Genomic DNA, 23393 nt, shown 5'->3' with positions numbered 1-23393 from the left:
ACTAGCGGATGTCTAAAACGCGTGTAATTTATCCTGGAACATTTGACCCCATCACGAATGGACACGTTGATTTAGTTACTAGAGCATCAAGAATGTTTGATGAGGTTGTTGTAGCAATTGCAATTGGACATCATAAAAACCCTTTATTCAGTTTAGAAGAAAGAGTTGAACTGGCTCAAAAATCACTAAGCCATCTATCAAATGTTGAATTTGTCGGCTTTGATGGTTTACTGGTTAATTTTTTCAGAGAGCAAAAGGCAACAGCAGTACTTCGTGGTTTAAGAGCGGTTTCTGATTTTGAATATGAATTTCAACTTGCCAATATGAACCGTCAACTTGACCCACATTTTGAAGCGGTGTTTTTAACACCATCTGAGCAGTATTCATTTATTTCTTCGACATTGATTCGGGAAATTGCTCGTTTAAAAGGGGATGTAACCAAGTTTGTTCCGCAAGCTGTGGTTGAGGCTTTTGAACGTAAACATCAACAAGGTTGGTAACGTGTCGTTATATATCACCGATGAATGCATAAACTGTGATGTTTGTGAACCAGTTTGCCCCAATGAAGCAATTTTCATGGGTGAAGTGATTTATGAAATTCATCCAGATTTATGCACTGAGTGCGTTGGTCATCATGACCAACCGCAATGTCAGTTATTTTGTCCTGTAGATTGTATTCCTAAAGATCCACAGCATGAAGAAACGGAAGAGCAGCTCTTGGACAAATATAAAAAATTAATTGCTCAAAAAAGCACGAGCAATTAGTAAATAAATTTGTTAATATGCGCCCCTGAGGTGAGCTGGATGGTCGCTGCTGTGGAGGTCTTCGTGACTGAAGCAGGGGAGGAAAGTCCGGGCTTCATAGGGCAGGGTGCCAGGTAACGCCTGGGCGGTGAAAGCCGACGGAAAGTGCAGCAGAGAGTAGACCGCCTCATTCGTGAGGTAAGGGTGAAAGGGTGCGGTAAGAGCGCACCGCGTGTCTGGTAACAGTTCACGGCATGGTAAACCCCACCAGAAGCAAGACCAAATAGGAATCCTGAGGTACGGCCCGTACTGGATTCGGGTAGGTCGCTTGAGCGTATGAGTGATTGTACGCCTAGAGGAATGACCATCCTCGACAGAACCCGGCTTATAGGCTCACTTCACCTAATTTATTTAAAAAATTTTCTTGACGTGCATTAAAGAAACTAAGATAATGCGCGCACAGTTTTCGGCTATGTAGCTCAGTTGGTTAGAGCACCGCACTCATAATGCGGGGGTCACAAGTTCAAGTCTCGTCATAGCCACCATTTTATAGACCACGCTCCTGCGTGGTCTTTTTTTATACTCATTTTTTGATTAAACACAGTTTGTAAAGACCGACTTCATAGTTATGGCATTGTTTGTCTAGCCCAATTTCTTCATGTTCTTATAACACTTAACAAGGATGTTGAAGACATGAAAAGGTCATTATTATTTTTAGGAATTTTAAGTTTAACTGCGGGAGTAGAAGTTTCTGCGGCTGATTTGAGCTGGGGGGATCCAACTTTAGATTCGGGGCAATTTAAAGTTTCTGGCGCCGTGCGCTCCCGTTATTTGCATAAGGATTATGTAGTTGATGCAAATGAGGGTTCTCAAAATGATGACTGGCGTTTAACTGACATTAAATTAGTATTAGGTTATGAAAATCCAGATTGGATTGCAGGTGTCGACGCACGTTGTTATCAATATGATCGTTTGTGTGATGCGATTTTCCTAAAAAAAGCATGGGTAGGTTATAAGTTATCTGACCAGCAAAGAATCACGGCAGGTTTGCAGCCCATTGATTTTGGCTTTGGCGAATTTTGGGGATCTAGTTATTACGAGACGCTTTTAAATACAGTCGGTTTAGAAGATATAGATAATTTAGGCATCAAATATAAATTTGCAGATGATAAATATAATTTAACCTTAGGATTCTATCCTACTGATGGAGGGAACTATAAGGGAACCTCAAAGGACTCAAGCAGATACAGTGGTAATTTTGTTGAAGCTGATGATTTAACCACAGGTACTAATATTGAAGAAAAGAATATGTGGATTGCTCGAGCGTCTAGAAAATTTGAGCTTGATAAGGCTCAAAATTTTTCGACCGAGTTAGGTGGGTCAGTTTGGTATTCTGATTTAGAAAATAAAAGAACAGATGAAGATGGTCATCGTAAATCATGGAACGTTTTTGCTCAAACGCAATATCAAGCATGGCAATGGATGTTTTTAGCTGGTAAGCAAGATGTGACAAATGGCGATAATTTATTTCCTCATAGTTCAACTATTGGAGCATTTGATTATCCATATCAAGTCGCCAATAAAGGTAAATATTTGGTCAATGAAATTAACTATACTTTTGCTAAACCATTCCATCAGATTGAAAACATTAAACCTTATATCTCCCATAGCCGCTTTTTTAAAGATGAGGATGGCTATAAAGACTCTGAACGTTTAATTGCAGGGGTTTATTTTAATTACAAAGCCATTGGTATTCAAGGTGAATATATTATGAGTAAAAATGACCCAATGGTGGGAGGTGGAGCGAATGGTCTGGCACAAGGTAGCAGTAATGATTGGGATAAATTGTTTTATCTCTCAATTGGATATTATTTCTAAAATTTAAAAGCAATCTAATGCCCTAAGTGAATACGCTTCTCTTAGGGCATTTTTTATAGAAAGACTTTTTCAGGTGGTGGCTCTCGTTTAACTGCCGGAGAAATGAGTTGTCCTCGGTTTAGGTTTTGAACGTGCTGTAAACGATTAAGTAATTCATTTTGAATGAACAAAATACAGGTTTGCAGTTTGGAAGAGCTTTTGAGTCGTGATGGATAAACGGCCCAGATGTCTGCATCTTGCCAGTACTCAGGCAAAATATGCTGAAGTTGGCCGGTAATCAATTCATCTGCAACATCCCAAATTGACCGGAAAATAATACCGTGACCTTCTATGGCAAGCTGATGAATAATCTCGCCGTTATTTGAAACAAAGCGGGGTTTAATGTGTACTGAGACATCTTCAGAAGCATGTCTAAATTTCCAGAGTACTGAGGATTGATCGCGTTCGCTAATTGTTAAGCAATCATGTGATTGCAAGTCTTCAATGCTGTCTGGTACGCCGTGTTTAAGTAAATAACTCGGTGCTGCACATAAAATTCGAAAGTTAGAAGCTAACTTCTTTGCAATCATGTTTGGTGCAATTTCATTACCAATTCTAATGTCCAAATCAATACTGTGTTGAATCAGGTCTTTGGTATTGTCGATGGTGTCAAAATGAATCTGGAGCTTTGGATAAAGCATCATTAATTTAGACAAAATTGGTGCGATATGCTTTCTGCCAAAACCAAAGCTACTAATAATATCCATACGACCCGTAGGTGTACTCAGCGGATTATTGACCAGTTCACAGACTTCATCAAATTCTTCAAGAATATTCGAAACTCTCTCAAGAATGAGTTTGCCATCCTCGGTCAGACTAACGTGACGTGTGCTGCGATGAAAAAGTTTGCAACTTAAGGTGTTTTCTAAAATATTAATTCGCTTGCTAATAAAAGCTGGCGACGTCCCAAGTTCCTCAGCAGATTCGACAAAACTTTTTAGTTTGGCGACTGTGCAAAAAACCTTTAAATCCGATAGGTTAGGTAGATTATTCACGATCCGTGTCCATTGGAGTGATAGTTCCGTTATTGATCATTTTCGCTTAAAACATCATGTTTAAGCCATACAAGGATATTAGTCGAAGGTGTGAAGGAAGCTTATGGCAAAAAAATATAAAGTTGCCACGATTGCAGGCGATGGCATTGGTTTAGAAGTTCTACCAGAAGGCATTAAGGTTGTAAAGGCAGCAGCAGAGAAGTACGGTATCGAGCTTCAGTTAGATGCATTTGATTGGGCAAGCTGCGATTACTACCTTGAGCATGGCAAAATGATGCCAGATGACTGGTTTGAAACGTTGCAAGGCTATGATGCAATTTATTTTGGCGCTGTAGGCTGGCCAGATAAAGTGCCTGATCATATTTCACTTTGGGGTTCACTGCTCCAGTTCCGTCGTGGTTTTGACCAATATGTGAATTTACGCCCAGTGCGCTTAATGCCAGGTGTGAAATGTCCATTAGTAGGTAAAAAACCGGGCGACATCGATTTTTACGTAGTTCGTGAAAACAGTGAAGGTGAATACTCAGCCATTGGTGGTAAAGCTTTTGAAGGAACAGACCGAGAGTTTGTGCTTCAAGAGGCAGTATTTACACGTCATGGCGTAGATCGCATTTTGCGTTATGCATTTGAGTTTGCAAATCAACGTGAAGCGAAAAAAATTACCGCAGCGACCAAATCAAATGGTATTGCCGTTAGCATGCCGTACTGGGATGAACGCGTTGATGCGATGGCGAAACAATATCCTCAAATTCAGGCTGATAAACAGCACGTCGATATTTTAGCGGCTCGTTTTGTTTTGCAACCTGAGCGTTTTGATGTGGTTGTGGCATCGAACTTATTTGGCGACATCCTTTCTGATTTGGGACCAGCATGTACTGGAACCATTGGTTTAGCCGCGTCGGCAAATTTAAACCCTGAAAGAAAATTCCCATCATTGTTTGAACCTGTACATGGTTCAGCACCAGATATTTACGGTAAACAAATTGCCAATCCAATTGCTGCGATTTGGTCGGGTGCCATGATGTTCGAATTCTTTGGTGAGGATGATGAACGCTGCATTCAAGCGGGTCAGGATATTATGCAGGCCATTGAGAATGTATTAATTAATGGACCAAAAACAGCTGATATTGGTGGTGAGGCAAAAACTTATGAGGTAGGAGATGCAATTGCATCATGTGTAGCCGAAACTAAAATGGACGTATTCGCTATGGAATAACGCCATCCAAAAATGGATGTATGGATATGGATAATCAAAACTCAAAAATTTATACGGATAAAGTTCTTGCCGTAATTAGCTTACTGTTTGTATTTACTTCAGTTGCTGGTTTGGCGATTTATTCGCAAGAGTCGATCAAGATTGCTGCAACATGGATGCAGTGGACGACATCGGTATTTACAACTCCAGTATTACTTTTTGCTTTTTTAGCTATCATTTTTACTTTTGGTCTAGCCTTTAGTAAATACGGCAAAATTAAGCTTGGTGAGGGAAAGCCTCAATACAGCACAATGTCATGGATTTTTATGTTCATCTTGTCAGGGATTGGGTCTTCTACGCTGTACTGGGGGTTTTTGGACTGGGCCTATTATTATCAAACTCCAGGTTTGAGCTTACCGCCTGAGTCAGCAGAAGCATTGAAATATAGCGTGGCTTACTCGTTTTTTCATTCAGGCTTAAGTGCTTGGGCAATTTATGCTTTGGCATCAATTTCTTTGTGCTATAGCTACCATGTGAGAAAAAACAAAGGATTAAGTCTGGCTTCCGTGATCGAGGCTGTAACAGGTTTTAAATCAACTGGCGTGGTTGGACGTTTAGTCGACTTAATGTTTTTGCTTTGCATGTTTGGTGCATTGACGATTTCGTTAGTACTTACCGCTGTGACATTTACCAATATTTTGTCTCAGCTCACAGGTATCCCAAATACCTTTATGACTAAAGTCATCATTATTTTGGGCGTTTCCGTTGTGTTTGCACTGAGTTCTTACGTTGGTATGGATAAAGGTATGCAGCGTTTAAGCCATTTAGTGTGTTTGGGCGTCGTGTTGTTTGCAATCTATGTGCTGTGTTTTGGTCCAACTCAATTCATTTTGAATAATTCATTAATGAGTTTTGGATTAATGGCAACCAACTTTGTTGATATGAGCTTGTTTACCGACCCAATGGGTGATGGCAAATTTACCCGTGAATGGACTGTATTTTACTGGTTGTGGTGGATTTCATATGCACCAGGTGTAGCACTGTTCGTAACGCGTGTTTCTAAAGGTCGTACCATTAAAGAAGTGATCTTTGCCATGGTGATTGGTGGCAGCGTTGGTCTTTGGTTTATCTTCGGCGTATTTGAAAACTACAGCGTTTATAGCTTTATTCATGGAGCTGTAAATGTACCGCAAATTTTAAGCCAACAAGGTGGTGAGGTTGCAATTGGTCAATTGCTTAGCCTGTTACCTGCCGGAAAGCTGATGATGTGGATTTTCCTTGGCATTATGGTGGTGTTCTTGGCAGCACACATGGATGCAGTAGGCTATGCGGTTTCAGCAACATGCACACGTGGTTTAAGTGAAGGGCAAGACCCATCGCCAAATGCTCGTCTGTTCTGGTGTGTCATGCTGACTTTAGTTCCAATTGCCATGATCTTTAGTAAAGCACCTTTGGACACAATGAAAACAGCAACTATTGTGACGGCTTTACCATTCATCGTGATTATTCTGATTCAAACCTATGGCTTAGTGAAATGGTTGATTCAGGATTATGCCAAAGTCCCATCGCATTTAATTGAGCAACAAGGTTATGATGATTCGGAAATTGGTTTAAACCAGTCTCAAGATGAACATGCAAAAAGGATGCAGCTTGAGCTTGCAAGCTCAATCAAACTGGACAGAAAAACCAGCTAGAGGGAACGGTAATGACTACATGTGAACAGACCACTTATGCCTTAAGTGAAGAAATGCAAAGCCTAGTGTATTGGAGCAGCATTTACTCACCAGCAGATGCAGATATTCACTCAGTCCGTGCGGCCTATGACGCGATGTGTCGACATTACACTTTGCCACGTGATGGCAAGATCGAAGTAGAAGATCGAGTTGTTACAAATGCAGAGCATCCTGTACCTGTTCGCATCTATTCACCAAAAACTGATCGACCTGAAGCTGGTTGGCCGTGTGTGTTGTATTTACATGGCGGCGGTTGGATGGTTGGTGGGCTTGATTCACATGAGTTTATTACCAGTTATTTGTGTCAGGACTTAAATGCAGTTGTCATTGGTGTGGATTACCGCATGGCACCAGAGCATCGCTTTCCAGCAGCTTTTGAAGATTGTTTAGTAGTCTATCAATGGCTTAAAGAGCATGGTTCTGACTGGCAGATCGACAGCGAAAATATCGTTCTAGCCGGCGATAGCGCAGGTGGTAACTTGGCAGCCGCCCTTGCAGTGGATCTACAACATAGTGGTTTGCAAGCTCAAGGGTTGGCTTTGATTTATCCATGCTTGAGTACTGCATTTAACACATCCTCTGCACAAAAGCATGCCCATGCGCCGTTATTAACAACGGAAGATATGCATTTTTATTTAAAGGAATATGCACCGAACTCACAAGATTGGCAGGATTTACGTCTAGCGCCTTTATTGGCAACTGATTTTTCAGATATGCCTATGAGTTTTGTAGCAGTGGCTGAGTATGACCCTTTAAGTGATGACGGTTATCTCTTTACCCAAAAATTGGAACAAGCAGGTATCCCGAGCGAGTTCTATTTAGGCAAAGGTTTATTACATGGCAGTTTACGTCTCATGCGTGATTGTCCTGAAGTTCAACAGTTATATCAAAACATGCTAAGTGCGATACGTCGTATGTTTGGCAGTGTCGAAAAGACATCAATTTAATATCGAGTCATTTGGACGAAAAGAATTTAATGGAGTAATAACATGAATGCAGTTGAAAAATTACCTGAAGATTTTTGTGCAAACCCAGATGTTGCATGGACTTTTCCTAAAGTTTTCTATACTTCATCGCAAGTTTTTGAGCATGAGAAAGAAGCAATCTTTGCTAAAAGTTGGATTTGTGTTGCACATGGCAGTGAGTTGGCGCAGCCGAACGACTATATTACCCGTAAAGTAATTGGTGAAAATATTGTCATCATTCGCGGTAAAGATAGTGTTTTACGTGCGTTTTATAATGTGTGTCCACACCGTGGCCATGAGCTTTTAAGTGGTAGTGGTAAAGCAAAAAATGTAATTACTTGCCCATACCATGCTTGGACTTTCAAGCTAGACGGTAGCTTAGCTTTGGCACGTAACTGTGACCATGTTGAATCTTTCGACAAAGAAAACTCAAGCATGGTACCTTTAAAAGTTGAAGAATATGCAGGTTTTGTTTTCATTAACATGGATGAAAATGCGACTTGTGTAGAAGACCAACTTCCGGAATTTGCTGAGCGTTTAAATCAAGCATGTAGCGTAATTAAAGATTTGAAACTGGCGGCACGTTTTGTGACAGAAACGCCGGCAAACTGGAAAGTGATTGTTGATAACTATTTAGAATGTTACCACTGTGGGCCTGCACATCCCGGTTTTGCTGATTCTGTTCAAGTTGATAAATATTGGCACACAACACATCAAAACTGGACTTTACAGTATGGTTTTGCGCGTTCATCTGAGAAGTCATTTAAGCTTGATCCATCAATAACAGATCCTGAGTTTCATGGTTTCTGGACTTGGCCTTGTACCATGTTTAACGTGCCACCAGGTAGCAACTTCATGACTGTGATCTATGAGTTCCCAGTTGATGCAGAAACAACTTTGCAGCATTACGATATTTACTTCACGAACGAAGAACTTACTCAAGATCAGAAAGATTTGATTGAGTGGTATCGCAATGTATTCCGTCCTGAAGATTTGAACTTGGTCGAAAGCGTACAACGTGGTTTGAAATCACGTGGTTATCGTGGTCAAGGCCGTATTATGACTGACAAGCAACGCTCAGGAATTAGTGAACATGGTATTGCTTACTTCCAACATTTAGTGGCGCAGCATCACAAGTAAAACAAATGGATTTATTCAGGTGTAAAGATGACTTACACCTGATTCTTCAGTTAGGAAGATGATATGTCGAGTTTACAAAGCACTGAATTATTTCAGCAACAAGCCTATATTAACGGGCAATGGCAAGCTGCACAGTCGAATGCGATGGTTCCGGTAATTAACCCTGCGACAGGCGAAGAAATTGGCACAATTCCAAATATGGGAGCGGCCGAGGCTACGCAAGCAGTCGAGGCTGCTTATACTGCTTTACAAAGTTGGAAAGCTTTAACTGCTCAAAACCGTGCAGATATTTTATTGGCTTGGTACAAACTGGTTCTCGATCATACCGACGAACTTGCTTTGATTATGACCATTGAACAAGGAAAACCTTTAGCAGAAGCGAAAGGTGAGGTGCGTTATGCGGCATCATTTATTCAATGGTTTGCCGAAGAAGGCAAACGTATTTATGGTGATGTCATTCCAACCGTAAATAACCAACAACGCTTTATTATTAGTAAAGAACCTGTTGGAGTAGTAGCTGCTATTACGCCGTGGAATTTCCCAATCGCCATGATTACCCGTAAAGCAGCACCAGCTTTAGCAGCTGGAAGTACGATAGTGATTAAGCCAGCAAATGAAACGCCTTATTGTGCTTTAGCGATTGCGAAGCTTGCAGAAAAAGCAGGTATTCCAGCTGGTGTAATTAACGTCGTCACAGGTAAATCACAAGAAATCGGCTCGGTATTTACTTCGCATGAAAAAGTGAAGAAATTGACTTTTACTGGCTCAACTCCAGTGGGACGCCTACTGATGCAGCAGTGTTCAAGCACCATTAAAAAATTGGCGCTTGAGTTAGGTGGGAATGCTCCTCTGATTGTATTTGACGACGCCGATTTGGATAAAGCTGTACAAGGTGCGATTTTTGCCAAGTTTCGTAATGCAGGCCAGACTTGCGTTTGTGCAAACCGCATTTATGTACATGACAATATTTATCAAGCTTTTGCTGAGAAGTTTGTACAAGAAGTACAAAACTTTAAAGTGGGTAATGGACTTGAAGATGGTGTGCAAATTGGCCCATTAATTAATGAAAAAGCAGTTTTAAAAGCACAGCAGTTGATTGATGATGCGGTGAGTAAAGGTGCTAAAGTTGCTTGTGGCGGCAAACAGCATGCTTTAGGGCAAACCTTTTATGAGCCATCAGTTTTAACTAACGTTGACCGTACAATGGAAATTGTCCAAGAAGAAATTTTTGGTCCAGTTGCGCCGCTCATTCGTTTTACAGATGAAGCAGATGTCGTTGCTCAAGCAAATGACACCATCTTTGGTTTGGCTGCTTATGTGTATAGCGAAAATATTTCGCGGTTATGGCGAGTGTCAGAACAACTTGAATATGGAATGGTTGGAATGAATGCCACAGCAATTTCAAATGAAGTTGTACCATTTGGCGGTGTGAAACAATCAGGTGTTGGGCGTGAAGGCTCAAAGTATGGTCTTGAAGAATTCATGACCATTAAATACATGTGTTTAGGGCTTTAAGGATAAGCCCTAACAACAAGAATATGCGGTAAAAGAAGGATTCTAATATGGCTAGTCATTATGAAATGTTCCCGGCAGTTGTTACTCATGTGGAACAGCTAACCCCTTTAATCAAACGGTTTACGTTCAAGCGTCAAGATGGACAGAACTTTCCTCGATTTAGTGGGGGAAGCCATATTATTGTCAAAATGAATGAGCAGCTTTCTAATGCCTACTCGCTGATGAGTTGTACGCAAGACCTATCAACTTACCAAGTCTGTGTTCGTAAGGATGTGGAGGGTAAGGGGGGTTCAGTGTTTATGCATGATCAGTGCAATGAAGGCTGTGAAATTCAGATTTCAGAACCAAAAAATTTATTTCCATTAGCTGAAACAGGCAATAAACATATTTTAATTGCAGGTGGAATTGGCATTACACCATTCTTGCCTCAAATGGATGAGCTTGCAGCGCGTGGTGCTGAGTATGAGCTACATTATGCTTATCGTTCTCCTGAGCACGCAGCTTTACTTGATGAGCTTAAGCAGAAACATGCAGAACATGTATTTAGTTATGTTGATTCAGAGGGTTGCACATTAAATCTGGATGAACTGATTTCATCACAACCTAAAGGCACACACGTGTATGTCTGTGGGCCGAAACCCATGATTGATGCTGTGATTGATTGTTGTAATAAGCATCGTTACCGTGACGAATACATCCATTGGGAACAATTTGCTTCAACAGTTCCAGAAGATGGTGAAGCGTTTACGGTCGTACTTGCGAAGTCTAATCAGGAAATTGAAGTACAAAGTAATCAGACAATTTTACAAGCCATCGAAACCTTAAATATTGATGTGGAATGTTTATGCCGAGAAGGGGTTTGCGGTACGTGTGAAACTGCTATTTTAGAAGGTGAAGCAGAGCATTTTGATCAATATCTCAGTGATGCAGAAAAAGCTTCACAGAAGAGCATGATGATTTGTGTATCAAGAGCAAAAGGTAAAAAACTGGTATTAGATCTTTAATATATTTCTGTGGCTGATCAAATATTTAAAACATAAATTTGCTAAAAAATGAACAAATAAAGGTGATCTGAATCTTATTTGTTCATTTGGTAGGATTTAATAGTTTTGAACTCTTGACCTGCTATACAGAACTATAGATAATGCGCACACAGTTTACGGCTATGTAGCTCAGTTGGTTAGAGCACCGCACTCATAATGCGGGGGTCACAAGTTCAAGTCTCGTCATAGCCACCATTTTAAAAACCATGCTCATGCATGGTTTCTTTTTGTCTTTTTTTACTCGTTAAAATGTTTTTCAATAATATCGAGTGTTTTTGAGCTTTGATAAAAAGGAGCTAAAATCGCTTGAAGTAACGGTTCTAAAATACCGTGTTCATTAAAGGCATTCATAACTTTCGGATAGAAACGTAAAGCTTCTATTTGTAAATCGGTTTCAGTTAAACCAATCTCACTTAATACTTCAAATAAACTTTGGTCTTTATAAAAGTCATAAAAAACTTCTACGCCATACAAAATAAGATCTTGCATAAATTGTGATTGACGTAATTCTTTCCAGTATTCGTAAATTAAAACAAAGAACTCTTCCACATCAAGAGGAGTGAGTTGTTTCATAAACTCATACATTTTTTTATGTCTAAGATCTTCCCAGACGTGTCGTATAAGACTTTCTAAGTCTTCGGTCGACAAAAGACTTAATTCTGTAAGTTGCTCGTGAATAAAACTGGCAATCCATGTTTCAAGCTTATGCTCAAGACGTTGCTGCTGTAAAAAAGAGAATTTTTTGAGTTTATGTTGCCATTCAAAATGATAGTCATCTACTTTAGATGCATTTAAAAATTTTGGTATTTTCTGTTCTAAGGTTGAGGTCGCAATATATTGGCAAAGCTGCTGTACAGAAGGACTAGTTCTTAAAAATTGATTAAGATAATGGGGAATATGCTCCATTTCCAAAAATTTGGAGAGCCACATTTCAAATTGGTGGTCAGATACCAAGTCTTGTAGCTGAATCGGAGATTTCATAGCAGATAGATAAATACGCTGTGCGATTTCCCCAATAAACTCAAGTAAACCTGCACCTAGCTGCATTTCAAAAGCATAGCGTTTCACAACGGCTTGGAGTTGCTCTAAATCAACAACTTCATGAAGTTTGATTTCATCAGCATGTTGCATGAACAGTTGAATAAACTGCCGAAAATAAATAGGTGAGTTTTCTATAGATAATTGTTTTTTGAAAAATTCCACCTGCTCAAGCAAAAGTGCTTGAGCAAGTGTTGTAGTTTTTGATGAGTTTTTCTGCTCAGTCATTCGCTGTCCAACCGTTGACAATCGGATAACGTCGTTCGCGACTAAATGCACGAGAAGTAATTCTCGGACCAATCGCACCTTGACGACGTTTGTATTCATTACGATCAACTAAACGGATGACTTTTTCAACAACTTCTTTATCAAAACCTTTGGCAATAATATCAGCCTGACCTAAATCTTCTTCAATATATGCATAAAGGATGGCATCCAATACATCATATGCTGGTAAAGAGTCTTGGTCTTTTTGATCTGGACGAAGTTCTGCTGAAGGTGGACGAGTAATAACACGCTCAGGAATAACAGGAGTTTCACTTAAGCTATTACGGTATTTCGCTAATTCAAATACGATAGTTTTATAAACATCTTTTAGAACAGCAAAACCACCCACCATATCACCATAAAGTGTACAGTAGCCGACTGAAAGCTCAGATTTGTTGCCAGTAGCGAGTACTAAATTACCAAACTTGTTTGATAAGCCCATAAGCAAAGTACCACGAGCACGCGCTTGTAAATTTTCTTCGGTTGCATCTGCTGGTGAGTTGCCAAAGAAAGGGTACAAGGTTTGCATGAAGCTGTTTACAACTGAATGTATTTCAGCAATACCGAAAGTCACACCCATACGACGAGCTTGTTCTGCCGCATCTTCAACACTAATTTGAGACGTGTAAGTGTAAGGCATCATTACGGCTTGCACTTTTTCTGCACCGATTGCATCAACAGCAATAGCAAGTGTAAGGGCAGAGTCAATACCGCCAGATAAACCTAAGATGACACCTGGGAAACCTGAACGCTCTACATAGTCACGTGTTGCCAGAACTAAACCTTGATAGATCTCTGCGAATGTTTCTAAAGCTGGAGCTGATTCTGTGACTTTAAATGCTTTATTTTTTGGGTCAAATTCAGCGATGTAGAGGTCTTCTTTAAAGCTTGGTGCTTGTAAAGCAATTCCACCATCTTTATTGCTGACAAAACTTGTGCCATCAAAAATTAAATCATCTTGTCCGCCCACTTGGTTAACGTACACAATGTTCAGATGAAGTTGTTTTGCAAGTTCACTTAAGGTTTGTGTGCGGTGCTGTGGTTTACCGACTTCATATGGTGATGCATTTAATACAAGAACAGTATCAACATTTAATTGGCTTAACTGTTTTACGGTATTAATTGACCAGATATCTTCGCAAATTAACACGCCAAACTTATGTCCAAGATATTCAAACACCAAATGTTGATGGCCTTTTTGGAAATAACGTTTTTCATCAAAGACGCCATAGTTTGGTAAATTATGCTTATTAAACACACCCAAAACTTGGCCGTCTTTCATGACCGCAGCAGAATTATAGCGTTGACCATCTTCTGTCTGGTTCACAAAACCGAAAACCATGACAATATCTTTAACTTCGGCAAGTTGAGCAAAAGCCTTTTGCATACGTTTATTTAAATTTGGACGTAGCAGTAAGTCTTCAGCCGGATAACCAATAACAGAAAGCTCGGGAAAAATAATCAGGTCAGCATCTTGTTTTTTCGCCTGATTTACTTGCTCAATCATCTTTTTGGTGTTTGAGTCAATATTGCCAATATGCGGAGAAAACTGAGCAAGGGCAACTTTAAAACTTTTCATTCAAACCTAATCCTAGATCATAACGAATATAGATACACACAGTGTTGATTTTTATAGATATAATTTTTCAACGATGTGTATGATACGATAGTAAACAATTAAAATAGTTAACAAAAATGTCAAGATCAATAATATATACCAATCACATATTTTCTGCGTAAAAATAACGAGATTTTCTGTATAGAATAGAAACAGGCTTCATTATTTTTATTGTTTGTATACTGCCTTATCGCAAGCCAATTTGGAATAAGCGCGTTATATTTTTTTCAATAATTTGAATTAAGTAAGAGAAATTTTCTTGTTTAGGTAAGTATTTCTGATTTATAAGAATTATCATTTACATTAAGCAAAAAATGTTACGTTCAAAGAAAAACTGATTATTTGGTTACAAATGAAGTTGAGGTGAACAGATAATATTCGGGATTTTTCCAGAGCAAATGTCGCGGGCAATTTCACCTTGTTGCTCAATGTTATAAGAGCTAAATGCCTTGTGTGGTGAGTAGGTATATTTATAGGGATTGTAATTTTTAAAGCTAAGATAATAAGCTGATTGCAGCAACGCACCTTTCAGTAGTACATGAATGCCTTTTTGATACTGCATGACATGAGTGAGTTCATGAATAAAAATACCCTGCATAAATTTAGATTCTAGAGCGTAATTTTCACTGTAATCGGAAAGATTGACATAAATATTCCCATTTGGCGCCATAAAAATACCGCAAGACTGCCAAGGAAGGTAACGAGTAGCAATAATTTTAGGCTGCTCACAATTGAGCATGTCACCGAAAACAAGTTGTGCTAGTAGTTTTTCTTGAGTGGTTAAATATCTGATGGGATAGTTTTTTAAGTGACGGAAAATAAAAAGCGTAAGAAGAATAAATTGTGTATGGATTAAGCGTTTAAGGGCAGTAAAGGTTAGCATAGCTTTGCCATTAAATGAGTTCATCTATTTCTTTAGGATAGTATAGGTTACTTATAAGTAAATAAAGGGTCAGAATTATTCATTTGGTATAACTTTTAGAGTGTATTAATTTTATAATTTCGCTGGGACAAAGGTAAATATATAAATAATTCTGCGAGTTTTTAGGATTTAACTCAAAAGTAATGACTCAGAAAAGCAAAAGCCCCAGTTAAAACTGAGGCTTTACGACAACTAAAATCACTACAGCAAATAAAATTAAGGTTGGCATTTCATTAAAGAAGCGCCAGAACTTATGTGATTTATAGTGAGCATTTCCGATAAGTTTTTTACGATAGTAGCCACATGCCAAATGGTAGATGACTAATAAAGCCACTAAAGCGACTTTAAGATAAAACCATGTTGCCTGATGATAATGTCGAGTTGCATCGCCCCAATCTACAAGGAAGTGGGCAGTAATTAAGGTGGCAATCAGAGAAGGCCACATAATTCCGCGATACAACTTACGTTCCATTATCTCAAAGCGTTGATGACTAGCTGCATCTTCACTCATGGCATGATAAACATATAGGCGTGGTAAGTAGAACAAAGCAGCGAACCAACAAACCACAGCAATAATATGTAATGCTTTTACCCACAAAAAAGCATCAGAAGGTGCATCCATCGATAATCCTACGTGGGATTATGCATCCCACTTCTTGAAAATAAGGCAAGCGTTAACGCCGCCAAAACCAAAACTGTTACTCATTACAGTATTCAATTTTGCATCACGTTTTTCAAGTACGATATCAAAAGGTTTTGCACCTTCATCTAGTTCAGTCACGTTGATGTTTGGTGCAATAAAGTCATTTTGCATCATGAGAACTGAGTAAATAGCTTCTTGTACACCAGCTGCGCCCAAGCTATGACCTGTCATAGATTTGGTTGAGCTAAGAGGTGGTACATTGCCTTCGCCAAATGCACGTTCCATCGCTTTAAGTTCTGTAATGTCACCAGCAGGAGTAGAAGTACCATGTGTATTTACATAGTCAATTTTGTCTACGCCATGTTGTTTAGCTTCTTCAAGTGCCATTAATACGCAACGTGTAGCACCTTCACCGCTTGGAGCAACCATGTCTGCGCCATCGCTGTTTGCAGCATAACCAACGACTTCAGCTAAAATGTTGGCACCACGTGCTTGAGCGTGTTCAAGTGATTCAAGTACAACAAAACCACCACCGCCAGCAATAACGAAACCGTCACGGTCTGCTGAATATGGGCGAGATGCTGTTTCTGGAGTGTCGTTATATTTTGAGCAAAGCGCGCCCATTGCATCAAACAATAAACTTTGAGACCAATGATCTTCTTCACCACCACCAGCAAGCATAAGGTCTTGTTTGCCGAGTTGAATAAGATTGTACGCATAACCGATTGCGTCAGCAGAAGTTGCGCAAGCACTTGTAATCGTATGAGCAATACCTTGCAGTTTGAATGCAACACCTACGTTTGCAGTAATCGTATTTGACATGTTGCGTGGTACAAAGAAAGGTCCTACTTTACGTGCACCTTTAGTTTCTAAAAGCTCTGTCATTTCAACAACAGATGCAGTTGAACCACCACCTGAACCGCCTGCGATACCGTAACGTGGATTACCACCAATTTGCTCAGCCGTAAGACCTGCATGTTCAACAGCAGCTACAGCAGCATTGTAAGCGTACATTGCACATACGCCCATAAAGCGTTTTAACTTACGGTCAATATGATCAAAATCTTGTTCTGCAGCAGCGCTCACATGACTTTTAAAATTGAGTTCAGCATAAGTTGGGTTAAAACGTGTCCCGGAGATTCCATTTTGAAGTGAATGAGTAACTGCTTCTAAAGAGTTACCGATACATGAGTTAATACCCATACCAGTGATTACAACACGTTTCATCTACAGGTCCCTTTATGGTGATATTAAGAGTCTATCGTCATCAACAGCTATGAAAGTAACTAGGAGAATATAGCTGTAAGAAAATAAGACTCATGTTTTTTCGTTGTTAACATGATAGCAGAAAGGATTTTCATTTCTTATGGCAAATCTTTATGACAATTTTACATTTAAAAAAAATAACCAAATACATAGTATGTTGCATTTAGGGTTAACTAAAATACACACATTCAAGTTGAGATAAATCCACATTCCACCTAGTATTTATGTCTAATTAGATAAATTAAAAAATCGAGGTACTTGATGACAAAATTTAATAATAATCAATCTGACAATTTGTTTTCTCAGGTCTTCGGAGTGGCTAAAAAGCTCAGTTCTACAGGATTGAGTATCTTGCAACATAACCAATCAGGTGATGTGAGTAAGGTTATTGAACCAATCCCAGCTGATAAAACGGTTGAAGGTAAATCGAGAACAAAAAGCCCATTTGAAGTTGAGCAATATGAAAGTCCTCAACAAATGCTACGAGAACAGTTACCGAAAGTAACTCGTCAGGTCTTTGGGCGACATTTTACAAAAGTAAATGGTGTGGCTACATTTCTTTCCCCAGATTGGGATGAAAAAATTTCAGGCTATTTATTTGATTGGCTCAATGACTTTAGTTCAAAAAGCACATTAACTGAAAAAATTTTGGAAGAGGCGGGTGCTAAAGATTTATTTGAACTCACTAAGGATACGGGCCGTTCTCAACGTTTAAGTCAGGCGCTAATAGAACAAAATAAATTAATTGCGACCATACAAGGGGCAATCACAGGCGTGTCAGGTGTAGTTGGTGCGGCTGTAGATATTCCTGTTTCACTCGTTCTGGTTTTAAGAACGATTTATCAGACTGGAAGATCACATGGCTTTGATCTTCTAGAAGTTACAGACCAAGATGTTGTCGAATTTATCTTTAAAGAAGTTGATATTAGTCTAATTGCTGAAAAACAAACGCTATTGATAGCTTTAAAAACATTACGAAATATGTTGGAAACGCAAGACATCCATCAATTTCAGCAGGTATTAGGTTCAACTACTGATATAGATACTTTAAAGAACTGGTTAGTTGATGAAGATGGGGAGTTTAAATGGGGATGGTTAAATCGTATTCCAAAACTCTCAGCCTTTGGTAAAGTTACACCAGTTGCTGGTGCTGTTTTAAGCGCGGTATATAGTTGGAAGCTACAAGAAGATGTAGGTCATAAAGCACAGGCTATTTTTGGAGCTGCAAGACATTATTTAAATGAACATCCAAGTGAGCATTTATCTCCGCTACAGGCTTATTATGCTGCGGTTACGCTTATTCAGAAAGCCAGTCCACGTCTTTTAAATGTTGGTGAAGATGGTCATACTCACGTTGCACATCATCATAAAGTAGAAAATCATGATGTAATTTCAAAAGTATCTATTGTTTTAAAACCAACTGAAAATAAAAAGAGTGAAGAGAAAATTCAGGAAAATGTTCATCAGGGTCTCGAGCAACTTGCCGATAAACATGTAGAGGAACATGAGCACACTGAGCAAAAACCGGCTTTAACTCCTGAGGAAGATGAAGAGGAACTGGATGATAAAAAATACTCTTAACACTATGCTTACAAATAAGAGGTTTAAAAATAGAATTTGAACTCTATTTAAATTTGTAAGTTATCCTGTCAAAGATTGATATGGTCAACATTTGGTAAGTATTGCCATGTTGACCATTTTTGCATCTTAGCTTACAATTATGTGCCCTTAAAAAGAGGTATTTTCTTTTTAAGGTTTTTTAATAACGGGAGAATTGCCATATGGCAACAACGAATCAGTTGATCCGTAAGGGTCGTACGACTTTGGTTGAAAAATCCAAAGTTCCTGCGTTGAAGGCTTGTCCACAACGTCGTGGTGTTTGTACACGTGTTTATACAACTACACCTAAAAAACCTAACTCAGCTATGCGTAAGGTTTGCCGTGTTCGCTTAACTTCAGGTTTTGAAGTATCTAGCTATATCGGTGGTGAAGGTCATAACTTACAAGAGCACAGTGTTGTTCTTATCCGTGGTGGTCGTGTTAAAGACTTACCAGGTGTACGTTACCATACCGTTCGTGGTTCATTAGACTGTGCTGGTGTTAAAGATCGTAATCAATCACGTTCTAAATACGGTACTAAGCGTCCTAAGAAGTAATTCTAAGAAAGCAGTCCAATAAGCCCTTTAGCGTTTCGCTTGTTTGAATTCTTCATAGATTTGTAATTCAAGCGACGTATAGTAAGGCCAGCGTCGTGTACATGACACTTGTACAAACTGCTGGATTATCCTGAAGTGTCATATTATTAGGTGTATTAAAATGCCAAGACGTCGCGTAGTCGCTGCTCGTGAGATCCTTCCAGATCCAAAATTTAGCAGCCAAACAATCGCTAAATTCATGAACCACGTAATGCAAGATGGTAAAAAATCTGTTGCTGAAGGTATCGTTTACGGTGCTTTAGAACGTGTTCAAGAAAAAAACAAAGTAGACCCAGTTGAATTTTTCGAGACTACTCTTGAAAAAGTTCGTCCTATGGTTGAAGTAAAAGCACGCCGTGTTGGTGGTGCTACTTATCAAGTACCTATGGAAGTACGCCCATCCCGTCGTACTGCCTTAGCAATGCGTTGGTTAGTAGATGCTGCTGCTAAGCGTTCTGAAAAAACGATGGCTCTACGTCTTGCTGGTGAGTTGCTTGATGCAGCTGAAGGTAAAGGTGCAGCAATCAAAAAACGTGAAGACGTGCATCGTATGGCTGAAGCCAACAAAGCCTTCTCTCACTACCGTTTCTAAGCGGATAAAACAGTCCCTAATCAGGAGAATATTCATGCGTACAGCTGCTCGATTCAACATTGCTCTTTATCAAAGTGGGAGCTTTGCGGGTATTTAAGTTGCCTGCTTGGATATTTGTACGCATCAATTTAATTGATGCGTCCTGTTTTAAATATAACATTTAGGAATGTAGAAATCATGGCTCGCCAAACCCCAATTAGTAATTACCGTAACATCGGTATTTCTGCGCACATTGACGCAGGTAAAACAACTACAACAGAACGTATTTTGTTCTACACAGGTGTATCTCACAAAATTGGTGAAGTACACGATGGTGCAGCAACAATGGACTGGATGGAACAAGAGCAAGAGCGCGGTATTACAATTACCTCGGCTGCTACAACTTGTTTCTGGTCTGGTATGGGTAACCAATTCCAACAACACCGTATCAACGTAATTGACACCCCGGGACACGTAGACTTCACAATCGAAGTTGAACGTTCTATGCGTGTTCTTGACGGTGCGTGCATGGTTTACTGTGCAGTTGGTGGCGTACAACCTCAGTCTGAAACTGTATGGCGTCAAGCAAACAAATATAAAGTGCCTCGTTTAGCATTCGTGAACAAGATGGACCGTACTGGTGCAAACTTCTTCCGTGCTGTTGAGCAAGTTAAAACTCGTTTAGGTGGTAATCCTGTACCTATCGTTGTGCCAATCGGTGCAGAAGATACGTTTGCAGGTGTTGTTGACCTTATCGAGATGAAAGCGATTATCTGGGATGAAGCATCTCAAGGTATGAAGTTTGAATATGCTGATATCCCAGCTGACCTTGTTGATACGTCTAACGAATGGCGTACCAAAATGGTTGAAGCTGCGGCTGAAGCTTCTGAAGAGTTAATGGACAAGTACCTTGAAGAAGGTGATCTTTCTAAAGAAGAGATCATTGCAGGTTTACGTGCTCGTACATTAGCTTCTGAAATTCAAGTAATGCTTTGTGGTTCTGCGTTCAAAAACAAAGGTGTTCAACGTATGTTGGATGCTGTGATTGAATTCTTACCATCACCTACAGAAGTTAAAGCGATCGAAGGTATCCTTGACGACAAAGACGAAACTAAAGCGTCTCGTGAAGCATCTGACGAAGCTCCGTTCTCTGCGTTAGCGTTCAAAATCATGAACGACAAATTCGTAGGTAACTTAACATTCGTACGTGTTTACTCTGGTGTTCTTAAACAAGGTGATCCGGTTTATAACCCAGTTAAAGCTAAGCGTGAACGTATCGGTCGTATCGTGCAAATGCATGCGAACGAACGTCAAGATCTTGATGAAATCCGTGCAGGTGATATCGCAGCGTGTGTAGGTCTTAAAGACGTTACTACTGGTGATACATTATGTGATGAGAAAAACATCATTACACTTGAGCGTATGGAATTCCCAGAGCCAGTAATTTCATTGGCTGTTGAACCAAAAACTAAAGCTGACCAAGAAAAAATGTCAATTGCTTTAGGTCGTTTGGCTAAAGAAGATCCATCGTTCCGCGTTCGTACAGACGAAGAATCTGGTCAAACAATTATTGCTGGTATGGGTGAGCTTCACCTTGACATCATCGTTGACCGTATGAAACGTGAATTCGGTGTTGAAGCGAACATTGGTAAACCAATGGTTGCTTACCGTGAAACGATCAAAAAGTCTGTTGAACAAGAAGGTAAGTTTGTTCGTCAAACAGGTGGTAAAGGTAAATTCGGTCATGTATATGTTCGTTTAGAGCCTATGGATGTTGAAGAAGCTGGTAAAGAATACCTATTCGCTGAAGAAGTTGTCGGCGGTACAGTACCTAAAGAATTCTTTGGTGCGGTTGACAAAGGTATTCAAGAACGTATGAAGAATGGTGTATTGGCTGGTTACCCTGTTGTGGGTATCAAAGCGACATTATTCGATGGTTCTTACCATGATGTCGACTCTGATGAATTGTCGTTCAAAATGGCTGGTTCGTACGCTTTCCGTGACGGTTTCATGAAAGCAGATCCTATCCTTCTTGAACCAATCATGAAAGTTGAAGTAGAAACTCCAGAAGACTACATGGGCGATATCATGGGTGACTTAAACCGTCGTCGTGGTATGGTTCAAGGTATGGATGATCTTCCTGGTGGAACTAAAGCAATTAAAGCAGAAGTTCCATTGGCTGAGATGTTTGGTTACGCGACTCAAATGCGTTCTATGTCTCAAGGTCGTGCGACTTATTCTATGGAATTCGCTAAATACGCTGAAACTCCACGTAACGTGGCTGAAGGCATCATCGCTAAGTTCCAGACTGGCGGTAAAAAAGGTGACGACGAGTAATCTTTCGATTACTATAAGCCCAAACTAATTCTTAGTTAAAAACCAAGCGCTCGTGCAGTGACCCTGCATGAGCAGTTTATAAAGGAAGATCATCATGGCTAAAGCCAAGTTTGAACGTAATAAGCCACACGTAAACGTGGGCACAATCGGTCACGTTGACCATGGTAAAACAACTTTAACTGCTGCGATTGCAACTATTTGTGCAAAAACTTACGGCGGTGAAGCGAAAGATTACTCACAAATCGACTCAGCACCTGAAGAAAAAGCACGTGGTATTACAATTAATACTTCACACGTAGAATACGATTCTCCAATCCGTCACTACGCGCACGTAGACTGCCCAGGTCACGCCGATTACGTTAAAAACATGATTACTGGTGCTGCTCAGATGGACGGCGCGATCCTTGTGTGTGCTGCGACTGACGGTCCAATGCCACAAACGCGTGAACACATCCTTCTTTCTCGTCAGGTTGGTGTACCTTACATCATCGTATTCTTGAACAAGTGTGACCTTGTTGATGATGAAGAATTACTTGAATTAGTAGAAATGGAAGTTCGTGAACTTCTTTCTACTTATGACTTCCCAGGTGATGACACTCCAGTTATCCGTGGTTCTGCGCTTAAAGCATTGGAAGGCGATGCTGGTCAATATGGTGAGTCTTCAGTTCTTGCTCTTGTTGAAGCGCTTGACTCTTACATTCCAGAACCAGAACGTGCTATCGACAAAGCATTCTTAATGCCAATCGAAGACGTATTCTCTATCTCAGGCCGTGGTACAGTAGTAACTGGTCGTGTAGAAGCTGGTATCGTTAAAGTTGGTGAAGAAGTAGAGATCGTTGGTATTAAAGATACAGTTAAAACAACTGTAACTGGCGTAGAAATGTTCCGTAAGCTTCTTGACGAAGGTCGTGCAGGCGAGAACTGTGGTGTATTACTTCGTGGTACTAAGCGTGAAGACGTACAACGTGGTCAAGTACTTGCTAAACCAGGTACAATCAAGCCGCACACTAAATTCGATGCAGAAGTATACGTACTTTCTAAAGAAGAAGGTGGTCGTCATACTCCATTCCTTAACGGCTACCGTCCACAGTTCTACTTCCGTACAACTGACGTAACTGGGCAATCCAATTACAAGACGGCGTTGAAATGGTTATGCCAGGCGACAACGTTGAAATGTCAGTAGAATTAATCCACCCAATCGCAATGGACCCAGGTCTACGTTTTGCGATCCGTGAAGGTGGTCGTACTGTAGGTGCTGGTGTTGTTGCGAAAGTAACTGCATAATCACT

The 23393-nt window shown here is 40.0% G+C and carries 19 protein-coding genes, 2 tRNA genes, 1 other RNA gene and 1 pseudogene; 17 read left to right on the top strand and 6 right to left on the bottom strand.

Going from position 1 to position 23393, the window contains the following annotated elements; translation table 11 throughout:
- The first annotated feature begins 8 nt into the window (after nt 1-8).
- The 5 genes from coaD to ACINWC141_RS18455 all read left to right on the top strand — a co-directional run bounded on the left by coaD (nt 9) and on the right by ACINWC141_RS18455 (nt 2622).
- On the top strand, nt 9-500 hold the full coding sequence (coaD, locus tag ACINWC141_RS18470; protein WP_023274310.1) for a pantetheine-phosphate adenylyltransferase: 492 nt from the start codon (nt 9-11) through the stop codon (nt 498-500).
- A 1-nt stretch (nt 501) separates the two neighbouring features.
- Nucleotides 502-765, top strand: coding sequence for a YfhL family 4Fe-4S dicluster ferredoxin (locus ACINWC141_RS18465; protein WP_034679161.1), 264 nt, complete (start codon nt 502-504; stop codon nt 763-765).
- 27 nt (nt 766-792) lie between these two features.
- Nucleotides 793-1148, top strand: an RNA gene (gene rnpB / locus ACINWC141_RS19125) — RNase P RNA component class A.
- A 64-nt stretch (nt 1149-1212) separates the two neighbouring features.
- Nucleotides 1213-1289 (top strand) — tRNA-Met (locus ACINWC141_RS18460).
- 148 nt (nt 1290-1437) lie between these two features.
- On the top strand, nt 1438-2622 hold the full coding sequence (locus tag ACINWC141_RS18455; protein ID WP_009393834.1) for a porin: 1185 nt from the start codon (nt 1438-1440) through the stop codon (nt 2620-2622).
- Between the two features lie 53 nt (nt 2623-2675).
- On the opposite strand, the gene ACINWC141_RS18450 is transcribed toward ACINWC141_RS18455, so the two are convergent.
- On the bottom strand, nt 2676-3656 hold the full coding sequence (locus tag ACINWC141_RS18450; protein ID WP_009393747.1) for a LysR family transcriptional regulator: 981 nt from the start codon (nt 3654-3656) through the stop codon (nt 2676-2678).
- 103 nt (nt 3657-3759) lie between these two features.
- Between ACINWC141_RS18450 and ACINWC141_RS18445 the strand changes: the two genes are divergently transcribed.
- The 7 genes from ACINWC141_RS18445 to ACINWC141_RS18415 all read left to right on the top strand — a co-directional run bounded on the left by ACINWC141_RS18445 (nt 3760) and on the right by ACINWC141_RS18415 (nt 11442).
- Nucleotides 3760-4872 carry a tartrate dehydrogenase gene (locus ACINWC141_RS18445; RefSeq protein WP_009393931.1) on the top strand — a complete coding sequence of 371 codons (1113 nt, stop codon included), beginning with the start codon at nt 3760-3762 and terminating at the stop codon, nt 4870-4872.
- Between the two features lie 20 nt (nt 4873-4892).
- Nucleotides 4893-6545 carry a BCCT family carnitine transporter gene (locus ACINWC141_RS18440; protein WP_009393752.1) on the top strand — a complete coding sequence of 551 codons (1653 nt, stop codon included), beginning with the start codon at nt 4893-4895 and terminating at the stop codon, nt 6543-6545.
- A gap of 11 nt (nt 6546-6556) precedes the next feature.
- On the top strand, nt 6557-7531 hold the full coding sequence (locus ACINWC141_RS18435; RefSeq protein WP_009393785.1) for an alpha/beta hydrolase: 975 nt from the start codon (nt 6557-6559) through the stop codon (nt 7529-7531).
- Between the two features lie 42 nt (nt 7532-7573).
- Nucleotides 7574-8689, top strand: a complete 1116-nt coding sequence (cntA, locus tag ACINWC141_RS18430) for a carnitine monooxygenase subunit alpha (protein WP_005303109.1) — start codon at nt 7574-7576, stop codon at nt 8687-8689.
- Between the two features lie 63 nt (nt 8690-8752).
- Entirely contained in the window at nt 8753-10204 is a 1452-nt protein-coding gene (locus ACINWC141_RS18425; protein WP_009393892.1) for an NAD-dependent succinate-semialdehyde dehydrogenase, read from the top strand.
- A gap of 47 nt (nt 10205-10251) precedes the next feature.
- The gene (gene cntB / locus ACINWC141_RS18420) at nt 10252-11208 is read left to right on the top strand and encodes a carnitine monooxygenase, reductase subunit CntB (RefSeq protein ID WP_009393972.1); all 957 of its coding nucleotides are present in this window, start codon (nt 10252-10254) and stop codon (nt 11206-11208) included.
- Nucleotides 11209-11365: 157 nt separating this feature from the next.
- Nucleotides 11366-11442, top strand: a tRNA-Met gene (locus ACINWC141_RS18415).
- Between the two features lie 42 nt (nt 11443-11484).
- Here ACINWC141_RS18415 and ACINWC141_RS18410 read toward each other — a convergent pair.
- The 5 genes from ACINWC141_RS18410 to ACINWC141_RS18390 all read right to left on the bottom strand — a co-directional run bounded on the left by ACINWC141_RS18410 (nt 11485) and on the right by ACINWC141_RS18390 (nt 16962).
- Nucleotides 11485-12513 (bottom strand): hypothetical protein, encoded by a 1029-nt coding sequence (locus ACINWC141_RS18410; protein WP_009393807.1) that lies wholly within the window; start codon nt 12511-12513, stop codon nt 11485-11487.
- Nucleotides 12506-14131 carry an NAD+ synthase gene (locus ACINWC141_RS18405; RefSeq protein WP_009393936.1) on the bottom strand — a complete coding sequence of 542 codons (1626 nt, stop codon included), beginning with the start codon at nt 14129-14131 and terminating at the stop codon, nt 12506-12508. Before ACINWC141_RS18405 ends, ACINWC141_RS18410 begins: the two co-directional genes overlap by 8 nt.
- Nucleotides 14132-14516: 385 nt before the next feature.
- Entirely contained in the window at nt 14517-15077 is a 561-nt protein-coding gene (locus tag ACINWC141_RS18400) for a hypothetical protein (protein WP_009393882.1), read from the bottom strand.
- A 184-nt stretch (nt 15078-15261) separates the two neighbouring features.
- A complete protein-coding gene (gene hemJ / locus ACINWC141_RS18395) occupies nt 15262-15714 on the bottom strand; it encodes a protoporphyrinogen oxidase HemJ (protein ID WP_009393745.1) in 453 nt (150 codons plus the stop codon).
- A gap of 18 nt (nt 15715-15732) precedes the next feature.
- Nucleotides 15733-16962: a beta-ketoacyl synthase N-terminal-like domain-containing protein gene (locus tag ACINWC141_RS18390; RefSeq protein ID WP_009393968.1), complete on the bottom strand. Its 1230-nt coding sequence runs from the start codon at nt 16960-16962 to the stop codon at nt 15733-15735.
- A 300-nt stretch (nt 16963-17262) separates the two neighbouring features.
- On the opposite strand from ACINWC141_RS18390, the gene ACINWC141_RS18385 reads away from it, so the two are divergent.
- The 5 genes and pseudogenes from ACINWC141_RS18385 to tuf all read left to right on the top strand — a co-directional run bounded on the left by ACINWC141_RS18385 (nt 17263) and on the right by tuf (nt 23388).
- Nucleotides 17263-18582: an EcsC family protein gene (locus ACINWC141_RS18385; protein WP_009393838.1), complete on the top strand. Its 1320-nt coding sequence runs from the start codon at nt 17263-17265 to the stop codon at nt 18580-18582.
- A gap of 200 nt (nt 18583-18782) precedes the next feature.
- A complete protein-coding gene (rpsL, locus tag ACINWC141_RS18380; RefSeq protein WP_002050319.1) occupies nt 18783-19157 on the top strand; it encodes a 30S ribosomal protein S12 in 375 nt (124 codons plus the stop codon).
- Nucleotides 19158-19317: 160 nt separating this feature from the next.
- Complete coding sequence (gene rpsG, locus ACINWC141_RS18375) at nt 19318-19788, top strand: 30S ribosomal protein S7 (RefSeq protein WP_004638185.1); 471 nt, start codon at nt 19318-19320, stop codon at nt 19786-19788.
- A 177-nt stretch (nt 19789-19965) separates the two neighbouring features.
- A complete protein-coding gene (gene fusA, locus ACINWC141_RS18370) occupies nt 19966-22104 on the top strand; it encodes an elongation factor G (protein WP_009393817.1) in 2139 nt (712 codons plus the stop codon).
- Nucleotides 22105-22198: 94 nt separating this feature from the next.
- Nucleotides 22199-23388, top strand: a pseudogene (tuf, locus tag ACINWC141_RS18365) (elongation factor Tu).
- Nucleotides 23389-23393: the final 5 nt, after the last annotated feature.

The sequence above is a fragment of the Acinetobacter sp. WC-141 genome, from assembly GCF_000313935.1.
Lineage (GTDB): Bacteria > Pseudomonadota > Gammaproteobacteria > Pseudomonadales > Moraxellaceae > Acinetobacter.
The sequence above is the reverse complement of the archived record's forward strand: the minus strand, read 5'-3'. Positions and strand labels throughout refer to the sequence as shown.